19 protein-coding genes are annotated in these 18,359 nt (G+C 43.3%); 1 reads left to right on the top strand and 18 read right to left on the bottom strand.

What is annotated here, in order from left to right; translation table 11 throughout:
• Positions 1 to 3 precede the first annotated feature (3 nt).
• Genes ACIROD_RS01080 through ACIROD_RS01095 form a run of 4 tightly spaced genes read right to left on the bottom strand, consistent with a single transcriptional unit; the run spans position 4 to position 3,659 of the window.
• Entirely contained in the window at positions 4 to 624 is a 621-nt protein-coding gene (locus ACIROD_RS01080; protein ID WP_101225451.1) for a bifunctional 2-keto-4-hydroxyglutarate aldolase/2-keto-3-deoxy-6-phosphogluconate aldolase, read from the bottom strand.
• Between the two features lie 13 nt (positions 625 to 637).
• Positions 638 to 1,657, bottom strand: coding sequence for a zinc-binding alcohol dehydrogenase family protein (locus ACIROD_RS01085; RefSeq protein WP_402937233.1), 1,020 nt, complete (start codon positions 1,655 to 1,657; stop codon positions 638 to 640).
• A gap of 8 nt (positions 1,658 to 1,665) precedes the next feature.
• Positions 1,666 to 2,676, bottom strand: a complete 1,011-nt coding sequence (allD, locus tag ACIROD_RS01090) for an ureidoglycolate dehydrogenase (protein WP_101225453.1) — start codon at positions 2,674 to 2,676, stop codon at positions 1,666 to 1,668.
• A gap of 26 nt (positions 2,677 to 2,702) precedes the next feature.
• Positions 2,703 to 3,659 (bottom strand): sugar kinase, encoded by a 957-nt coding sequence (locus ACIROD_RS01095; RefSeq protein ID WP_101225454.1) that lies wholly within the window; start codon positions 3,657 to 3,659, stop codon positions 2,703 to 2,705.
• 393 nt (positions 3,660 to 4,052) lie between these two features.
• Between ACIROD_RS01095 and ACIROD_RS01100 the strand changes: the two genes are divergently transcribed.
• On the top strand, positions 4,053 to 4,970 hold the full coding sequence (locus ACIROD_RS01100) for a DMT family transporter (RefSeq protein WP_402937236.1): 918 nt from the start codon (positions 4,053 to 4,055) through the stop codon (positions 4,968 to 4,970).
• A 377-nt stretch (positions 4,971 to 5,347) separates the two neighbouring features.
• Here the strand turns inward: ACIROD_RS01100 and ACIROD_RS01105 are convergent, their stop codons facing one another.
• From ACIROD_RS01105 to ACIROD_RS01170, 14 genes are all read right to left on the bottom strand, one after another.
• Entirely contained in the window at positions 5,348 to 5,986 is a 639-nt protein-coding gene (locus ACIROD_RS01105) for an urease accessory protein UreH (protein ID WP_402937238.1), read from the bottom strand.
• Positions 5,983 to 6,459, bottom strand: a complete 477-nt coding sequence (gene larC2, locus ACIROD_RS01110) for a nickel pincer cofactor biosynthesis protein LarC2 (protein ID WP_137017611.1) — start codon at positions 6,457 to 6,459, stop codon at positions 5,983 to 5,985. Before larC2 ends, ACIROD_RS01105 begins: the two co-directional genes overlap by 4 nt.
• Positions 6,456 to 7,382 (bottom strand): nickel pincer cofactor biosynthesis protein LarC, encoded by a 927-nt coding sequence (gene larC, locus ACIROD_RS01115; RefSeq protein WP_402937241.1) that lies wholly within the window; start codon positions 7,380 to 7,382, stop codon positions 6,456 to 6,458. Before larC ends, larC2 begins: the two co-directional genes overlap by 4 nt.
• On the bottom strand, positions 7,363 to 8,133 hold the full coding sequence (gene larB, locus ACIROD_RS01120; RefSeq protein ID WP_101225459.1) for a nickel pincer cofactor biosynthesis protein LarB: 771 nt from the start codon (positions 8,131 to 8,133) through the stop codon (positions 7,363 to 7,365). Before larB ends, larC begins: the two co-directional genes overlap by 20 nt.
• Entirely contained in the window at positions 8,130 to 8,945 is an 816-nt protein-coding gene (gene larE / locus ACIROD_RS01125; RefSeq protein WP_402937243.1) for an ATP-dependent sacrificial sulfur transferase LarE, read from the bottom strand. The genes larB and larE overlap by 4 nt, the downstream gene beginning before the upstream one ends.
• Positions 8,946 to 9,120: 175 nt before the next feature.
• Complete coding sequence (locus ACIROD_RS01130; protein WP_101225487.1) at positions 9,121 to 9,753, bottom strand: bifunctional 4-hydroxy-2-oxoglutarate aldolase/2-dehydro-3-deoxy-phosphogluconate aldolase; 633 nt, start codon at positions 9,751 to 9,753, stop codon at positions 9,121 to 9,123.
• Between the two features lie 13 nt (positions 9,754 to 9,766).
• Positions 9,767 to 10,723 carry a sugar kinase gene (locus ACIROD_RS01135; protein WP_101225461.1) on the bottom strand — a complete coding sequence of 319 codons (957 nt, stop codon included), beginning with the start codon at positions 10,721 to 10,723 and terminating at the stop codon, positions 9,767 to 9,769.
• A 21-nt stretch (positions 10,724 to 10,744) separates the two neighbouring features.
• On the bottom strand, positions 10,745 to 11,608 hold the full coding sequence (locus ACIROD_RS01140; RefSeq protein WP_402937245.1) for a fumarylacetoacetate hydrolase family protein: 864 nt from the start codon (positions 11,606 to 11,608) through the stop codon (positions 10,745 to 10,747).
• A 14-nt stretch (positions 11,609 to 11,622) separates the two neighbouring features.
• Positions 11,623 to 12,582 (bottom strand): C-terminal binding protein, encoded by a 960-nt coding sequence (locus ACIROD_RS01145; protein WP_402937247.1) that lies wholly within the window; start codon positions 12,580 to 12,582, stop codon positions 11,623 to 11,625.
• Between the two features lie 34 nt (positions 12,583 to 12,616).
• Positions 12,617 to 13,564 carry a U32 family peptidase gene (locus ACIROD_RS01150; RefSeq protein ID WP_230175867.1) on the bottom strand — a complete coding sequence of 316 codons (948 nt, stop codon included), beginning with the start codon at positions 13,562 to 13,564 and terminating at the stop codon, positions 12,617 to 12,619.
• Complete coding sequence (locus tag ACIROD_RS01155) at positions 13,561 to 14,472, bottom strand: dihydrodipicolinate synthase family protein (protein WP_101225465.1); 912 nt, start codon at positions 14,470 to 14,472, stop codon at positions 13,561 to 13,563. The genes ACIROD_RS01150 and ACIROD_RS01155 overlap by 4 nt, the downstream gene beginning before the upstream one ends.
• A gap of 17 nt (positions 14,473 to 14,489) precedes the next feature.
• Positions 14,490 to 15,638: a galactonate dehydratase gene (gene dgoD / locus ACIROD_RS01160; RefSeq protein WP_402937250.1), complete on the bottom strand. Its 1,149-nt coding sequence runs from the start codon at positions 15,636 to 15,638 to the stop codon at positions 14,490 to 14,492.
• 67 nt (positions 15,639 to 15,705) lie between these two features.
• Positions 15,706 to 17,175 (bottom strand): alpha-ketoglutaric semialdehyde dehydrogenase GucD, encoded by a 1,470-nt coding sequence (gucD, locus tag ACIROD_RS01165; protein ID WP_101225467.1) that lies wholly within the window; start codon positions 17,173 to 17,175, stop codon positions 15,706 to 15,708.
• A 22-nt stretch (positions 17,176 to 17,197) separates the two neighbouring features.
• The gene (locus ACIROD_RS01170; RefSeq protein WP_402940054.1) at positions 17,198 to 18,355 is read right to left on the bottom strand and encodes a UxaA family hydrolase; all 1,158 of its coding nucleotides are present in this window, start codon (positions 18,353 to 18,355) and stop codon (positions 17,198 to 17,200) included.
• Between the last annotated feature and the right edge of the window lie 4 nt (positions 18,356 to 18,359).

Below are 18,359 nucleotides of genomic sequence, written 5' to 3' on the forward strand. Positions count from 1 at the left end.
CCGTCATTCCGCAATTTTCTGCATGTATTTTCTGCTTAACTCCACTGCGGCCTCATAGCCGCCATTCTGATAGGCTTTGTTCAAGTCACTGCCGATACCGATTGCTACCGCGCCTGCATTAAGCCAGTCCTTCATGTTATCTAAATTTATTCCGCCTGTTGGCATGATCCTTACATTGGGCAGTGGTCCATTAACCGACTTGATGAAAGAAGGTTCGAAATGGTTTGCCGGAAATAACTTTAAAACATCACAACCTGCTTCCAATGATGTAGCCATTTCTCTAATTGTCATGCAACCAGGCATATAGGGAATGCCGTATCGATTACATAGTTCGGCTACTCCATTGACAAAATAGGGACTGACGATAAAATTGGCGCCAGCTAAAATCGCATGTCGTGCCGTTTCAGAATCAAGTACCGAGCCTGCCCCTAAGAGTGCTTCCGTATTTTGCAGTTCTTTGAAAGCTTCTTCAATTCCCGGTGTTGTATAAGTCAATTCGATTGCCCGAACACCTCCTTCTACAGCTGCGTTAGACAGCTGTACCGCTTCTTTTGCATCCTGTCCCCGGATAACAGCTACAACTTTCGTTTCCGTTATTTGATGTATGATTGAGTGTTTATCCATGACTCCTACCCCCTTAATTAAAAACGATGATCGCTTTTCGAACTTGTTCGGGATGATTTTCAACAAAATTAAATGCTTCCTGGATATCATCGAGCGAAAATGTATGGGTGACTAAACCTTCATGTCTGAGTTTGCCTTCATTCAAAAGCTTAACCACTTTTGGAAACTGGTCGGTTTGCAATCTAGATCCTTTCACAGATACTTCCTTTTTAGTGATTGGAAGCTGGGAAATAGCTGAAGGACGTTCATCAAAACCGAGTACGACAATCCGCCCGGCCGTTGACACTACATCAAAGGACAATTCAAAGGTCATCGGCAAGCATACTGCATCAATGACGACGTTGGCCCCTTCCCCATTCGTCCATTCTTCCACTCGTTTTTGAACATCTTCCTTTCCCGCATGTACAGTGATATCAGCGCCGCTTTCTTTAGCGAATTCCAAACGCTCATCACTTAAATCCGTGATCATCACAGATGCTCCTTGAAGCTTTGCCATCTTTAAAATGCATATCCCAATAGGTCCAGCTCCCTGGATTAGCACGGTTTCCCCTTCCTCGACTTCGCCTCTCCAAACGGCCTGTGCTCCAATTGTGTATGGCTCCGCCAATACTATTTCATCCCAAGCTAAAGCGGAATCCACAACATGTAATTGTTTCTCGGGAAGGACGAACCATTCCCTCAACCCACCATCTTCATGCACGCCAAAAACGGAAAGTTTTTCACAAACATTTTGGCGTCCTTTGCGGCAAGCGTAACACTCACCGCAATAACTGATGGGCTCAATAACAACGTGGTCCCCAACTTTTATGCCCGCGACGCCTTGACCTATCTCCACAACTTCTCCCGCTACTTCATGTCCAACGACCCGCGGCAAAGTTGCAAGAGGATTGGTGCCATGGTAAATATGCATATCCGATCCGCAAATCCCGACTCTTTTTACTTTTACAAGGACATCCGTCGAGTTCGAAATCCGTGGTTTTTCAACTTCTTGAATGTTAAGTTCATGAGCTTTACGTACTTGAACCGCTTTCATTTCCCCACCTACTTTGTAAGAAATTCATAAACACTTGATGCTATCGTAATACCTTGTTTCAGGTTTTTTTCTTCATTGATTTGTTCGATCTCACCCGGTACATATACGCGATCGAACCCTGGAGCAGGTTCAACCTGTTGCAGCTCTTCGATCATTTGATCCATTTGCTCTAGAAATATATCAGTATCCGTAAAGAACGAAGGATTAATTACACAAAAATAATGTCCCAGCTTCCGTTTCTTATCAAGATCGTCATACATTTTCCCAATGTGCGGGCCAAATGCCGCACCGGCCAATAATCCAGAAAACACATCTACAATTACGGATAGGCCATAACCTTTCGGGCCTCCGAAAGTGGAAAGGGAAACGACTTTATTCGGGTCTGTGACCGTAGCTCCATTTTCATCCACTCCCCATCCTTCAGGGATTTCCTTTCCCTCTTCCCGTGCCTGGAGGATTTTCCCCAGTGCAACATTGGAAGTTGCCATATCAAGAATAAAGGGTTTCTTCGTTTTGGCAGGAACTCCGTATGCGATTGGGTTGGTACCAAGAAAAGAAGTTTTCCCTCCGAATGGGACCACAATTTTATCGGTATGTGACATTGCGATTCCAATCAACTTTGCTTCAGCTGCTTTTTGAACGAAATAGCTTAGTGCTCCGCAATGGCTGCTATTAAAAACAGTCACCATGCCCACGCCATTATCTCTGGCCATTTCGATCGCATGGTCCATGGCCACGTCGCTGATCACATGACCAAATCCATCATCTCCATCAACTACACCGGTAACGGGTCCTGTCTTTTGAAAGGAAATCTGTGCATCGGGATTTATTCCTCCTGCCTGTAAACGGTTCACATAATGCTCTGTTCGTAAAACACCATGGGAATTGACATTTCTAAGATCGGCATGAACCAATACTTCCGCGATTTTCCCGGCATTTTCTTCATTTAAACCCACTTTGGTCAGCTGTTGTATTACTAATCGTTTTGCTTCCTCCGCTTGAATCGTTACTGTTGCCATTTCATTCCCTCGTTTCTTTCAGTCATCTATCTTTCTATAACGGCCTCATTCTGTATGAAAGGCATTACTTCATCCAAATACGGTAATCCTTCATTGTCCCCAGCCACAGTTGTGACAAGAGCTCCTACACCATTTGCGAATGTTAATCTTTCATCAATGGATAAGCCATGAAGATATCCGTAAATATAGCCGGCATCATAACCATCTCCCGCTCCAACAGTGTCCAGGGGTATAACAGGGAAGGCTTCTTTTTCATGCCATTCATTTTTGGTATATAGTTTTGAACCATGTTTCCCGTCCTTGATGACAAGTTGATCAATGTCATTCACCTTCGCGAATTTTGCCAAAGATTCTTTTGAGTCAGTTCCGATGATCAATCTTATTTCATCCAAACCTGTAAGCAAAATATCAACATATGGAAAAATATCATAATAAACTGATCTTGCTTCCTCGATTGACCATAGCTTTAAGCGGATATTCGGATCAAAGGAAACAGGTATATTTTTTTGTTTTGCAATGTCCATTACCCTCTTGGCAATATCCACATTTTGGGGATCTATAGCCAGAAATACTCCAGTAAGATGGACTATATCAATCTCTTCAAACATCTTTTCTGTTATATCTTCCGGTTTTAAAGTTAAAATCGGAGATTGATAGCGGTAATAAAATGTCTTTCCGGAACCATCTTCCCGGATTTCTTTAAAGTTAAGGGATGTTGGATAACCATTTACAAAGGCAACATCACTCATGTCCACGCCTTCCCCACGAGCGAAATTATAGATAACTCTGCCGAACTCGTCCTTGCCTAAACGACTTATCCATTTTGCCCGCATGCCTAGCCTTGCACAGCCAATTGCAAAATTCAGTTCTGCGCCTCCTACTTTTCGCTCAAAACGGGTTACGAATCTTAAAGGTCCTGTTTCTTCCGGATTTAGCGTAATCATGGCGTCGCCCAGCGTTAAAACACCATATTTTGATGACAATACAGTACCCCCTTCTTTCGAACAATCACAAATAAAAAGAAAAACATTTGATCATATCACTTTCATTAAGCTATATTGCTAAATCGATTTAGTTAATTACTAAACCGGTTTGGTAAATCATAAGGAAATTGTAAATGAAAACCCTACCAAAAACAATAGAAAAGTTAGATAATTTGTAATTTTATTTTTATTTGATAATATTTCAGCTAAATTTATGATAAAAAACCATATTAAGGTAAAGTGAAAGGGGTTATTTCTTCCCTCTTTTTTTAATGATTAAGAGCTTCTGATTTTTTATCCTTGGGCTTTTAATCAAATTTTACTCTTTGCTATTAATTTAGTGAAAGTTGTATAATATATCAATTATTAAATAAGTTTGAAAGGTTGTTTGGAATGAGTTTTTTGAAAATATACATCTTACTTACCGGAATAATGATCACGTGGGGGTTAAATGTCTCAGTTATTAAAATTTTAGTTGCGCATACGCAGCCAGTAACGATCACTTCATTGAGAATTTTTACTGCTTCTCTTATCGTCATTATTATTCTTTTCTTCTTTGGATTAATACGTCTTCCTAAAAAAAGTGAACTTCTTTACGTTTTTGGAGGAGCACTTTTGAGTGTCGTTTTTCATCATTATTTTTTAGCTGAGGGATTGACGAAGACTTCAGCCTCGAATGCTGGACTGATTCTGGGCATGGGGCCAATATTGACTGTCATCTTGACCATGATATTCTTTCGTAAAAAGCCCACTTTAATCCGGCTTCTTGGCTTTATATGCGGTGCTCTGGGCGTGAGTTTTACCGTTATGGCAGGAAGTGGAGGACTTCATTCCATTAATCTGGGAGATGTGGATATTCTCCTTTCCATTCTTTCACAGGCACTGAGTTTCATACTCATTAATAGAGCCTCAAAAACAATGGATCCACGATTATTAACCGGCTACATGATGCTTATCGGGTCTTTTATTCTTTTTGCCATCAGCTTATGGAAGGAACCAGAGGGCTTATCTTCACTGGCAACGGCACCGCCATCCATCTGGGGAGCTTTCTTGTTCTCCGCTATTTTTGCCACTGCCCTTGGGCACATGAGCTATAATTATGCCATTGGTAAGGTAGGCGCAGCCGAATCATCGATATTTCTTAACTTAAACACCTTATTCTCTTTGTTAGGGGCAGCATTTTTCCTTAATGAAGCCATAGTTCCTGCACATTTCATTGGACTTATATTCATTGTTTCAGGAGTATTGCTTGGCTCCGGTGCAATAGAAATATGGATTCTTCAACGGAAAAATAAACGCATTTCTGCCTAACGGCTACAGCAAAACCTAGATTTCGTGACTTTCTATATAAAAATACTAACAGATCCTACGACACTGCCATTCTTAAAAAAATGGCTTAGCAGTGTCATGGGGTCTTATTTTTATTGTCCATCCCTTCTTCCAACTACAAATAATTGCAGAATAATAATTGGAGGTTCATATCCGTTACAATATACCCGGAAATTTGCTTGGACATGTCCATTGAAGTGTGCCCATTAAAACAAGCCTTTTTGTCAGTTTTCTTTCTGAGAAACCTCCTAGAAGACATATTGTCTACTTAATATTGGTTTTGATGAATTAATAAAAATAAAAGAGACTGTCCATGGGTTACAGACAGCCTGAGATTTCAGTCATGCTTATAAAATAAATCAATTAGCCCAGAGCGCAAACAAACCTTCTGTTACACCCAATTTGTATATATAATAAAGTCCGAATGAAAAACTTAAAGCTCCCGCCAGCTTGATGAAGATTCGGTTTAAAACGATGTCCTTTCGATTCAAAGCAAACGGTATGCCTAGTAAAGTTGTAAAGCACAGCATGCCAATAATGGTTCCCGCGCCAAATATTATTATATAGATGGACCCTTGGCCTATTCCGGTTACTGTCGACATCGTTAGAATGACCATTGCGGCACTGCCCGCGAGACCATGGACGAACCCAATTAAAGCAGACACCAAAAAAGGGCGAAATCTATCTTTGTCGTTCGTGATATTAGGGCTAGCTTTAAATAAACTTTTCGCCCCTAGCATAACAAGCATAATGCCAACACCGAATTCCAGCGTCATGCTTAACGACTCTGGAATCTCCCCTTTCATCCAAATGAACATCATACCTATAAGAAACAGCGTACATGTATGTCCTATACCCCAATACACCCCCGTTAGAGTGGAACGCGATAATTTTTTCGTATTTCCTGCCGTGGTTGCTACCGCAATAACATGATCCGGCTCTAACGAATGCTTTATCCCTAATATGAATCCAAATGTAAGAATCGACACCAAACTCATTTCTCTACCACCTCCCCGAGACACTTCCATACTTCTTCATACACCCTTTTAAGAGGTATATTGTTCTGTACGGCAATTTTACGGCAATCTTCATATTCAGGTGCCTGCTGCAAGGTCAACCCCTCATGAATCCCTCTCTTCATCGTCACTTCCCCCCATTGAGTATTCACATTGAAAAAAGAGCGCTCAAGCCGGTGCACGGTAAGAGGGTAGTAGCGAATACCGAGAGTCGTCGTTTCAGCAAATAATATCTTCTTCATTTTCGAAATCACCTGCTGTGAACAGAGAAGTTGCAATAACACCCCCGGTCGATTTTTTTTCATAAAGATTGGTGTATAAAATACATCATTTGCTCCTGATTCAAACAACAAATCCATTACATGCCCAAGCCATTCACCGGAAATATCATCTAGATTCACTTCCATTTTCACCATTTGTTCATCAAGATGCTCATGATCAGGTGGGCGCTTCATTGGATCTCCCCTATAATAATGCGTAGGACGTTCGGATGATTTTCGAATGTTTTTTTTCCCGCACCATAGCCAATCGATTCGACAGTCATGGGTGGAAGCGAGCCGAAATTTTCAGCTAAAACAGCAGCGATGGCAGCACCGGTCGGCGTTGCTAATTCAGAACGAATATCGTTTGAGGCAATCGGTACCCCCTTTAATATTTCAAGAGTGGCAGGTGCAGGAACAGGATATATTCCGTGATCAATATGTATATGTCCAAATCCCGTTGGAATGGCTGATGACTGAACAGATTCAATACCTAGCTGATCGATTAAAATTGCAGCCCCGATTATATCTATTATTGAGTCTACCGCTCCCACCTCGTGAAAGTGAACTTTATCAAGAGGAAGCCCGTGTATGTGCCCTTCCGCCTCACCAATCTTCTTAAAAATGGCGAGTGACATGTTTGTTACCGATTCATTAAAGTTCGCCTCATTGATAGCTTCTACAATTTGTTTGTAGGTACGGCTGCCGTGATGGTTGTGAGGTACATGGCTATGGTTGTGTTCATGTCCATGACTTTGTTCATGTTCATGGCTATGGTTGTGTTCTTGTCCATGGTTGTGCTCATGTCCATGACTGTGTTCTTGTCCATGACTGTGACTGTGTCCATGACTTTGTTCATGTCCATGACGGTGTTCTTGTCCATGGCTGTGGCTGTGTTCATGTGTTTGCTCTGATTTACTGGTAAGAAAGACATCAAATTTAGTACTTGTAATGCCATTTTTGACGACCTTCACCCATGACAGATTATATTCTTCATCTATGTTCAGCTTTTTTAACTCTTCTTCCATTTGTACAGGGTCTGCACCTGCATCAATCAACGCACCAATAACCATATCTCCGCTTATGCCGGAAAAGCAGTCAAAATATAAAGTCCTCATCACTATTGACCTCCTTTTTATGTACGAGTTTGTATATAATGGCTGCATTGTAGGCTGCACCAAATCCATTATCTATGTTCACCACACTTACACCCGATGCGCATGAATTAAGCATCGATAAAAGTGCCGATAAACCGTTAAAATTAGCACCGTAACCAATACTTGTCGGCACAGCAATAATTGGATTCGTGACAAGGCCCCCTAACACACTTGGAAGTGCCCCTTCCATCCCCGCAACACAAACTGATACCGTAGCCCCTCGTATCTCGTCAATATTATCAAGAAGGCGGTGCAGTCCAGCAACACCTACATCGTATATACGCCTGACTGGAATACCTAGAGTTTCGGCCGTCACGGCAGCTTCTTCAGCAACGGACAAATCTGATGTCCCGGCGCACACAATTGCAATATATGAATCAACGGATTTCGGCTTTTCTTTAACCCAAGCAAGTGTCCGTGCAATCTCGTTATACTCAAAATCACTACATTCTTTTTGTACAAATACCGCTTTTTCCCGAGAAATACGAGTCACAAGCACAGAATCATTCCTTGTCCGCAGCGATTGGACAATCGTTAAAATTTGTTCAGCTGTTTTCCCTTCCCCAAACACAATTTCGGGAAAGCCTTGTCTCCTTTTACGATGATGATCGATTTTTACAAACCCTAAATTTTCATAGGATGCAAGTTTTCCCTTCGCTTCCGCAACTGTCAATGAACCCTTTTGAACCTGCTCCAAAATATCGTCAATCATAACATTTCTTCCTTTTTAAGCGCCATATTCATACTTCCGCTTGTATAGCCCGTGAGATCCATTGATACATACTTATAACCAAATTGCTTCAGCCGTTTCGTGATCGCCGCATGGTATTGAAGCACTCGCGGCATATCATCGGGTTCAACTTCAATTCGGGCAGTATCCTCATGGGTCCTGACTCTTACCTGATGAATATCCAGTGATTTTATGTAAGCCTCTGATTTATCAACTTTGGTCAATTTTTCCTTCGTAATGATATCGCCATATGCTATTCGTGAGGATAGGCAAGCAAATGACGGTTTATCCCAGGTTGGCAATCCGGCTTGCTTGGACAATACTCTTATTTCTTCTTTGTATAAATCGGCTTCTAGAAGAGGTCCCTTGATTCCTTTTTCTTTAGCTGCTTTCATGCCTGGACGAAATTCGTTAGCATCATCAGCGATAACTCCATAAATAATATTATTAAATTCATATTCTTCAAGAATAGGAAGCAGATGGTCAAATAAACTACTTTTACAAAAGTAACAGCGATTCTGATTGTTTTCTTTATATCCAGGAATGGCCAACTCCGAAGTTTGAATGACACGATGGTTGGCACCAATCCATTTTGTTAGCATAATGGCTTCATTCAATTCACTCGACGGATAGGTTTCCGAATCTGCTGTAATGGCTAACACATTATCATAACCCAGAGTATCAATAGCGACTTTTAGCAAAAACGTGCTATCCACCCCTCCTGAAAAAGCGACCACAACCGACTCCATTTTTTGGAGAATACCCTGCAGATTACTGTACTTTTCTAGTAACATAGCACTTTTCCCCTTTCTGGTTTGTCTTTAATTTATCTACTGTCCATCAGCAATGCCACCCTTGATGGAAATTTAACGGATACATCAAATTGGTAGGAATGGAGGAAAAAACATACAGTCATACTTTCATTTCCAGCGATTATTGAATTGATATGAATATAAGCGTCGGACTGCATTAGCTTTTTTGTACGATAGCCGAGAATTTTTTTGCCGTTTCTGTCAGCCTTGTGTAATCTTCACCTGTAATCAATTTCGCAGGATTGATCAATGAACCGCCAACTCCCGCAGCGATGGCCCCTGCCTTAAAAAACGAAGCGAGGTTGTCAAGGTTGACACCGCCAGTTGGCATTAGAGGGATGTGAGGAAGCGGCCCTTTAAGATTTTTAAAGTAACTAACACCCAATGCATCTGCCGGGAAAACTTTGATGATGTCAGCTCCATTCTCGTAAGCAGTCAATATTTCGGTTGGTGTGAGCGCACCTGGGATGCTAATAACGCCATAGCGCTTCGCCATTTTAATCGTTTTGACATTGACGGTTGGAGAAAAGATAAATTCCGCCCCTGCCATTATTACCGCACGGGCCGTTTCAGGATCCAATACTGTACCGGCACCCGCTATGATATCATCACCGAACTCCTCTTTCACTCTTTCAATCAAATGGCACACTTTGGGAGTTTCCACTGTTATTTCTAGCGTTCGGATGCCGCCCTCTTTCAGGGCCCGGGCGATTGGTATAATTTGATTGGGGCGTGCTCCGCGAATGACGGCGACCAGCTTCCCATGTTTAAGCTCTTCAAGTTTAGTCATTTTTTCCACCTTTCTACCTCTTCACATCATCAGCGCCGCCACTCATGAACAAAGCGAGGTCGGCACGGGCCGGCAAACCCTCAACATCGCCATTTACCATCGTTGCCATTGCTCCCATGGCATTTCCACGCCTTGCAGCTTCATCTAGCGGCAGTCCATCAAGCAGACCGGAAAGTACACCGGATGCAAAAGCATCACCAGCACCGATGGGATCCACGACCCGTTCCACATAGAATCCAGGAACGTATGTTTTCGGTACAGACGGGGCTGAAATTAAAGAGCCTTCTTTGCCCAATTTAAGTAAAACTGTTTCGACACCGAGTTCATGAAAATGATCGGCAAATTTCTCCGGAGTATGGGAGCCGAATAAAAATTCGGCTTCGGCCACCCCAGGCATGACGATATCACTTTTCGAGGCGTACTTTGTTATGATGTGACGTGCTTCATTTTCATCACCCCATATTTTCAAGCGAATATTCGGATCGAAGACGATTTTTGTTCCGTTTTCCTTAGCAATGCGGATCGCTTTATCCAAGAGCGACTGACAAGAATTCCCTAGTGCAGGGGTAATCCCCGTAATATGGAGATAAGCGGCGTCTTGGATGGCAAGATCAGTTAGTAATTCCGCCGTCATTTTACTAGCGGCCGAATCTTTCCGGTAATAATAAACTCGAGTATCATTCAGCCGTCTGAATTCTTTAAAAAAGACTCCGGTAGGCGCATCAGGGTCTCTTGTTACATAAGAGACATCAACGCCTTCTCCGCGAATGAACGATTGCATGGCATCGCCAAATTCATCCTCACCGAGACGGCTAATCCAGCGTGAGCTATGACCGAGTCGGCTTAACCCGATCGCGACATTGGATTCCGCACCGCCAAACTTCATCGAAAAAGATCTGGCGTGGCGAAGCGGTCCTTCTTCATTCGGGGTAAACACTGTCATTGTTTCTCCGATGGTTACAACATCCATGTCATCATCTTCTTTCTCTTATCATGCTATTACGTGATTAGAAAGCTTACCGATCTTCTCAATTCTGACGTTCATCCGGTCACCGTTTTTCAACCAGATTTTCGGATTCCTTCCCATTCCAACGCCTGGTGGCGTGCCAGTTGCAATCAAATCACCTGGCATTAGCGTCATGGACTGTGATAAAAATGAAATGATTTTCGGAACCGTAAAAATTAGGTTGCTTGTATTTGAATCCTGCATAATTTCACCGTTTAATTCGAGCGAAATCGCTAGATTGTGGGGGTCACCCACTTCATCTTTTGTCACGATAACAGGACCAAATGGAGCGAATGTATCCGCCGTTTTGCCCCTTGACCACTGACCGTCCTGAAATTGCAAATCTCGGGCGCTGATATCATTCATAATCGTGTAGCCAAAGACGTAGTCATCCGCCTCTTCTTCTGACACATGTTTCGCTTCTCTACCAATGACAAACGCAAGCTCTGCTTCAAAGTCGACCTCGGTTGAATTAATCGGGATTTCAATCGCATCATTATGTCCGGCAATAGCATTAGCATATTTCGAAAAAATGACCGGTGATTCAGGAGGCTCCATCCCGGTTTCCTTGCAATGATCAAAATAGTTAAGTCCTACGCAAATGATTTTATCCGGCTTTGCGATTGGCGGCAGGATATTTACTTCTGACAGTTTGAATATTGCATCGTCATTTACCCGTTGCTCGATTAACTGTTCAGCACGTGAACGCAACTCGCTTCCTCGTTCTATAAATTTTTTCATGCAAGCAGGAAATTCTTCTGGACCGAGGGCCGTTAAGCTGATAATTTGATCATCTTTAACAAGACCGATGTGCTGTTCGGTTTGCACGGAAAAAGTTGCTATTTTCATATTTTTCCCCTTTCTTAGGTTAATGCGTATGGTGTTTTTTCCCCTTTTAAGACCTGAACGATATTTCTTGCTGCTTTTTGACGAAGTTCAACCATCGCTTCCTCAGAATACCAGGCGCTGTGCGGCGTAATGATGACATTGTCCATTGTGAGTAGCGGGCTATCGATTCGGACCGGCTCATTTTCTGTCACATCAAGTGCAGCACCTGCAATTATCCCTTTTTCAAGTGCATAGGAAAGTGCTTTTTCATCGATTATCGGTCCACGTGCCGTGTTAATGATGACCGCGTTACTCTTCATTTGTTTAAGGCGCTCCTCATTGATCAGGTGGTATGTATCATCAATTAAGGGCACATGGATCGACAAATAATCGGCTTCGCCTATAATTTCGTCGAGATCCATTTTTTGAACCCCGACAGCAGCCATGTCTGCCGCCGATACGAAAGGGTCATAAGCAGCGGTTTTAAAGCCGAGCGGTTTCACCTTTTCAATGAAACGGCGCGGAATCCGGCCAAAGCCGAGAACCCCAACCGTTTGTTCGTTAAAACGGTGAATCGGGACACACACTTTAAAGTCCCAGTTACCTTTTTTCACTTCCTTGTTTAACAGTGTCACTTTCCGCGCCGACGAAAGTAAAAGTGCCAATGCATGATTCGATACTTCTTCCATGCCATAATCCGGTACATTGGCGACAGTGATCCCCTTTTCTTTAGCCGCATTGAGATCAATTGTATTGACGCCAACACCATAGCGGGAGATGATTTTCGTGTTTTCAAGCGACTCAATGACTCGGCGTGAGATAGGAGCATATTGATTTAAAATTGCATCCGCTTCTTTTGCCTGCTCCATAACTTGTTCTTCAGTTTTGCATTGCGCTTTGATGAAATTGATATCCAGACCGCTTTCTTGAAAAATCTCTTCTTCATATTTCAAATGTTCAAATTCGTAATCCGTTAATAATATTTTAAAGGTCATTCGGGCTCAACTCCTTTATTGTAATACCAGACATCTATTTCGCTGCTGCCTTTTCAATTTTTGCAATTCCCAGTCCTTCTGCACCGAGTTTCGATGTTTTTGCTTCAGGATAGTATCGTTCGATCATTTGAATACCAATTGCGGCACGGCGTACACGTTCTTGAGCGAGTGAGATGTTCGTACTTTCCCATTGTTTCCCTGAAGGGTATACATCAGGATGATTACGCAGACCAAATTTAATGTATACAGGCGCCAATACACGGATAATTTCCGGTATTTCATAATAGCGAAGAAAGCCTCCAAAGGTATCCGGAACTTCAACATATAAATCAATTGGAATGTTTATTGATTGTCGGATCGCTGCAAGTTTAGACAGCGTTAATGCAGGTGGCACGTTGTAGGTATCCGCTCCGATGTCTTCCATTAATTTAACGGATACTGGATTGGCTGAACCCATTTGAACTGATACTTTAACAACAAAGTCTTCCGGAAGCTGTCCGTATTTTTTCATTTCTTTCGTTAAAAGTAGGAGTCCTTCATCCGCAACTAACGCACCGCGAAGACCAAGTGCAGCTCCTCTTTTCAAGTCTTCCATTGCATAAACAAGCTGGTCCGATCCTTCATGGCGGATTCCCTGAGATTTACCTCCTGGCGTAAGCGGTCCCGCACTGACATCCCATGAACCCCTGGGGCCGACAAACAAACTGAGCTCCATGCCGCGCTCTGCTGTCATTTCACACATTTCTTTAATTTCTTCATCCGTTTGAAGCATGATGCCGCTGCCCTGGGATATCCGGTGAATAGTCAAACCAAGTCGGTCAATTTCTTTCAATGTTTCTTTTAGGGCAGCTGGACCTTCTACACTTGGTAGTTCAATGCGGTATTGAGCTCCATCCGGAAATGTTTTCGTTGATGTAGGAAGTTCTTTAAGATCAGTGGATGGGTAGCCTAATTGTTCGAGCAAGTCGCGTGATTCTTTCATTTTTGGATGCCTTCTTTCATATCAATATTTTTTAAGAGAGCAGCTACTTTGTCACTCAAATCAGCAGGGTATACATCGCATGGGGCACGGTGTCCAGCCGCAACGTCAAACCAGCGCTGATGAACGGCTTCTTTCATGGCTGTAAAAAATGTCGGACCGTAATTGTACACATCCATCAGTTTTGAAATCACTTGATGATTTTTCTGGGCTTCAGCGAGATCCCCTTTATGATACGATTCATATAAATGTACGGATATTTCCGGGGCAAAGACAGCGCTTCCATTAATGCTTCCAGCTGCACCAATCATTTGAGCCGGAAGCAAATGCTCGTCAAACGCGGAGAAGACTTTGAAATCACTGCGAACTTTCTTCACTTCCGCGAGCACTTGACGAAGGTGCCCGAAATCACTGACCGTCTCTTTAATACCTGCTATGTTAGAATGATCTTGGGCTAATTTTTTAATCAATTCGATTGATAAATTTTGTCCGGTCAAGAGCGGGATGTTATAAATGAAAACTTGCAGATTAGTATGATTCGCTACGCTGGAAAAATGTCGATATAATTGCTCGTCAGACAGCTTCCAGTAATATGGGTTTACTACGAGAACGCCGTTCGCTCCATGCTCTTCTGCATAAGAAGTCAGTTCATGCACCTCTTTTAATGCGGTATGCCCGACTCCGACCATAACTGGCACTCGTCCGTTAATGTGCTTTAACATTTCGCGTACATATAATTTCCTTTCTTCAGTCGTAAGTGAGGAGAACTCACCTGAACTACCCATCAACAAAATACCGTCAATATTCCGTGAGATTAATAGGTCGATATACCTTCTGTTCAACTCCAAATCCAAGTTCCCAGTTTCATCAAATAAGGTGACTACCGGTGGAACGATGCCATGAAAGTCCATTATTTTTCCTCCTTTTATTACCATTCAGCGATACTCCCGTCTTCATTACGCCAAATTGGGTTTTTCCAATTATGTCCGGTCTCTGCTGCCTGCTTCACTTTTTCTTCATCAATTTCCACTCCAAGACCAGGTTTATCCGGAATGTTCACATAGCCATTTTCATAATCGAATAATTCTGGATTTTTCATATAATCGAGAATGTCCATGCCTTCGTTGTAATGAATACCAAGGCTTTGCTCCTGAATAATGAAATTCGGTGTCGTTGCGTCCAAATGAATGGATGAAGCAAGAGTCATCGGACCGAGCGGGCAGTGCGGCGCAATTGCTACATCATACGCTTCTGCCATTGCGGCAATTTTTTTCCCTTCTAAAATACCACCTGTATGAGACAGATCCGGCTGAATTATATCGACATAACCATCTTGAAGTAGCTGCTTAAAGCCCCAGCGCGTATACATTCTTTCTCCCGTCGCAATCGGACACGTAGTATGCCAGGCAATCTCACGAAGTGCTTCATTGTTTTCCGGGAGCACCGGTTCTTCAATGAACATTGGACGGTATGGTTCGAGTTCTTTCACAATCACCTTTGCCATCGTTTTATGAATCCTTCCGTGAAAATCCACACCGATCCCAAAGTCCTTGCCAACCGCTTCCCTGATTGAAGCAACGCGTTCGATGACCGCTTCTACTTTCGAAAAGCTATCTATGTAATTCATTTCTTCTGATGCGTTCATTTTGACAGCAAGGAAGCCTTCTTTCTGTTTTTCTATTGCGGCAGCAACTACATCCAGCGGTCTATCTCCTCCGACCCATGAGTAGACTTTAATTTTTTGACGTGCTTTGCCGCCGAGCATTTGGTATACAGGAATATCGAAGTATTTTCCTTTTATATCCCATAGTGCCTGCTCAATGCCGGAAATGGCGCTCATTAAAATTGGGCCCCCGCGGTAAAATCCACCTCGATAAAGCGTTTGCCAGATATCTTCAATATCGTTCGGATTTCTCCCGATCAAATAATCAGTCAGTTCGTTAACTGCTGCTTTAACAGTTTCAGCACGGCCTTCCACGACAGGCTCTCCCCATCCGGAAATGCCCTCATCCGTATCGATTTTTAAAAACAGCCAGCGGGGCGGAACTTTGTATAAAGAAATTTTTATGATTTTCATCAAGCACCTCGCAATGTTTTTTTGAAGAAAGAGAGATTTTCAAAAATGGAAACCTCCCTTGCACTTGTTAAGAACCTTTAATAAAAACCGTTTTTATGGCTGTATAAAATTCTTTCGCCGCTTCACCTTGCTCTCGCGAACCCGTGCTTGATGCCTTCATGCCTCCGAATGGGGCTTGCAACTCTACGCCCGCGCTTTCTGCGTTAATGCGGACAAGACCTGCTTCAATTTCATCAATGAACTCCAAAATTGAGCTAATATTTGATGTGAAGATTGATGCACTCAATCCATACTTCGTATTATTTGCCAAGTCAATCGCTTCGACAAGATCGGTTGCTTTCATAAGTGCGATAACTGGTCCAAAAATTTCTGCCTGTGCAATCTCCATTTCGGACGTCACGTCTTCAAAAATCGCTGGTGTGATGAAAAAGCCCCTATCATAGTCTCCGCCAGTTAATATCTCCCCGCCATGTATAAGTTTTGCGCCTTCCTGCTTGCCTTTTTCAATGTACTCTGTGACCGTTTTGAACTGGCTTTCGCTTGCACATGGACCCATCCAAATACCCTCTTGAAGACCGTTGCCTACTGTAATTTCCGCTGCTTCCTTTACCAGTTTTTGTTTGAATTCATCATAGACGGATGATTCAACGACTACACGACTTGAAGCTGTGCATTTCTGGCCGGAAGAACGAAATCCACCGCTGATGACCGCCTCGACAGCTTGGTCGATGTTTGCATCTTTCGTTACGATGACTGGGTTCTTGCCACCCATTTCAAGCTGATATTTTATGCCGCGTGCGGAAGCTGATTTTGCGACGCTCTGACCGACACTTTCAGAACCGGTAAATGTGATCGCATTTAAAAGCGGATGATCTATGAGTCCTTGACCGATGATCGACCCCTTACCGGTAATGAAGTTCACTACGCCCTCTGGGAAGCCTGCTTTTGTGAAGCATTCCATCACTTTCGCTGCAGTAACGGCTCCCTCCGTAGCCGGTTTCCATACGATTGAGTTGCCATATACAAGAGCAGGAGCCATTTTCCAGATGGGAATTGCAACCGGGAAGTTCCATGGCGTGATTATCCCGACAACACCAAGTGGGCTGCGTTTCGTAAACATTAGGGCATCTTTATCGGATGATGGAATAACATCGCCGTCTTTCCGCATCCCTTCCCCAGCATAGTAACGCAGAATTGCAACCCCCCGTGCCGTTTCACCTTTTGCTTCAGGTAACGTTTTCCCCATTTCGCGCGTCATCGTTTCGGCAATTTCATCTAGATTTTCTTCCAATATATTGGCCGTTTTGAAAAGGATTTGTCCACGTGCAGACTGCCCGATCCTGCGCCAATCCCTCTTTGCTTTATGCGCAGAAGCTACAGCTTTGTTCAAGTCATCTACCGTTGAGCTTTGAACATAACCAACCGGTTCTTTGTCCGCAGGATTAATGCTTTCGATTGTATTTCCAGAAGATGCATTCACCCACTCATTATTAATGAAATTTTTATATGTTTTCGTTGCAAATGTAGTTGATATCATAGTCTTTAGCTCCTTTTTCGTTTTAGAATGTCGGTCCAATTCTCCATATACCAAAGTCATGCTGCTTTAATATCTCAGCTTTTGTTAGTTTTCCGTTAGAAACATGTTGAATTTCTTCCATGATGCGCCTGCCCACTTCATCAACGGTTTCTAAACCATCGACGATCGTACCAGCATTTAAATCCATATTTTCATTCATCCTGTCAAACATTGGTGTATTAGTCGAGATTTTTATGACGGGTGAAATAGGAGAACCAGTCGGCGTGCCTCTTCCACTTGTAAAGAGAACGATTTGGGCACCGCCTGCGACCATTCCCGTCAATTGCTCGATGTCATGGCCAGGCGTATCCATCCATACGAGCCCTTTTTTTGTGGGCACCTGGGCATAATCAATGACCTCTTCCAGTCTGGTAGTGCCTGATTTTGTCGCTGCCCCCAGTGATTTTTCCTCGAGTGAGCTGAGACCTCCCTCAATGTTTCCCGGACTCGGATTTCCGGTGCGGATATCTACGCCCATTTGAATCGAGCGGTCTTCCATCATTTTAATAACCGCATAAGCTTTTTTGGCTACCTGGTCGTTTGCCGCCCGGTTAGCGATCAAATGCTCTGCACCGATGAGTTCAGTCGTTTCCGCTAATATTGCAGTTCCCCCCTGCTGAACAACCAAATCGCTTGTACGTCCGACTGCGGGGTTAGCCGATAAGCCGGAGCATGCATCCGACCCACCGCATTCTGTGCCGACAATCAGCTCGCTAAAATCACATAATTCCCGCTGCACCATCGAGGCATCCTGGACCATTTTGACCGCAATTTTAGCTACTTCGGCAATGGTTTGAAGAGTGCCGCCATGTTCCTGAATCGATACCGTTTCCACTGGTTTACCGCTTTTGGCAATTTCATCTCCAATACGGTGCGCCTGATGTGTTTCACAGCCAAGTCCGAGTACTATGACACCATATACATTTGGATTCATGCCCATTCCCGCATAGGTTCGGGCCGTTTGATCATAATCAGAGCCCACTTGCGCACAGCCATGCTGATGAATGAATGTGACGGTTCCGCTCACCAGCTCTGTTACTCGCTGCGCTGTTTGTGTTGCGCATGTTATCGTTGGCAAAATCAGTACGTGATTCCGGACACCGACGCGGCCATCAGGACGGCGGTAGCCCCAAAACTGCATTTTT

Source organism: Peribacillus sp. NPDC101481 (assembly GCF_044767165.1).
Taxonomy (GTDB): Bacteria; Bacillota; Bacilli; order Bacillales; family DSM-1321; genus Peribacillus.

Bases quoted from the DNA above. Each gene is read 5' to 3' on its own strand.
- larC (WP_402937241.1), bottom strand. From the start codon at position 7,382: ATGAGGACTTTATATTTTGACTGCTTTTCCGGCATAAGCGGAGATATG.
- ACIROD_RS01145 (WP_402937247.1), bottom strand. From the start codon at position 12,582: ATGACCTTTAAAATATTATTAACGGATTACGAATTTGAACATTTGAAA.
- ACIROD_RS01080 (WP_101225451.1), bottom strand. From the start codon at position 624: ATGGATAAACACTCAATCATACATCAAATAACGGAAACGAAAGTTGTA.
- ACIROD_RS01140 (WP_402937245.1), bottom strand. From the start codon at position 11,608: ATGAAAATAGCAACTTTTTCCGTGCAAACCGAACAGCACATCGGTCTT.
- dgoD (WP_402937250.1), bottom strand. From the start codon at position 15,638: ATGAAAATCATAAAAATTTCTTTATACAAAGTTCCGCCCCGCTGGCTG.
- ACIROD_RS01150 (WP_230175867.1), bottom strand. From the start codon at position 13,564: ATGAAAGAATCACGCGACTTGCTCGAACAATTAGGCTACCCATCCACT.
- gucD (WP_101225467.1), bottom strand. From the start codon at position 17,175: ATGATATCAACTACATTTGCAACGAAAACATATAAAAATTTCATTAAT.
- ACIROD_RS01100 (WP_402937236.1), top strand. From the start codon at position 4,053: ATGAGTTTTTTGAAAATATACATCTTACTTACCGGAATAATGATCACG.
- allD (WP_101225453.1), bottom strand. From the start codon at position 2,676: ATGGCAACAGTAACGATTCAAGCGGAGGAAGCAAAACGATTAGTAATA.
- ACIROD_RS01085 (WP_402937233.1), bottom strand. From the start codon at position 1,657: ATGAAAGCGGTTCAAGTACGTAAAGCTCATGAACTTAACATTCAAGAA.
- ACIROD_RS01130 (WP_101225487.1), bottom strand. From the start codon at position 9,753: ATGACTAAACTTGAAGAGCTTAAACATGGGAAGCTGGTCGCCGTCATT.
- larC2 (WP_137017611.1), bottom strand. From the start codon at position 6,459: ATGAAGCGCCCACCTGATCATGAGCATCTTGATGAACAAATGGTGAAA.
- larB (WP_101225459.1), bottom strand. From the start codon at position 8,133: ATGATTGACGATATTTTGGAGCAGGTTCAAAAGGGTTCATTGACAGTT.
- ACIROD_RS01155 (WP_101225465.1), bottom strand. From the start codon at position 14,472: ATGGACTTTCATGGCATCGTTCCACCGGTAGTCACCTTATTTGATGAA.
- ACIROD_RS01105 (WP_402937238.1), bottom strand. From the start codon at position 5,986: ATGAGTTTGGTGTCGATTCTTACATTTGGATTCATATTAGGGATAAAG.
- ACIROD_RS01170 (WP_402940054.1), bottom strand. From the start codon at position 18,355: ATGCAGTTTTGGGGCTACCGCCGTCCTGATGGCCGCGTCGGTGTCCGG.
- larE (WP_402937243.1), bottom strand. From the start codon at position 8,945: ATGTTACTAGAAAAGTACAGTAATCTGCAGGGTATTCTCCAAAAAATG.
- ACIROD_RS01135 (WP_101225461.1), bottom strand. From the start codon at position 10,723: ATGGATGTTGTAACCATCGGAGAAACAATGACAGTGTTTACCCCGAAT.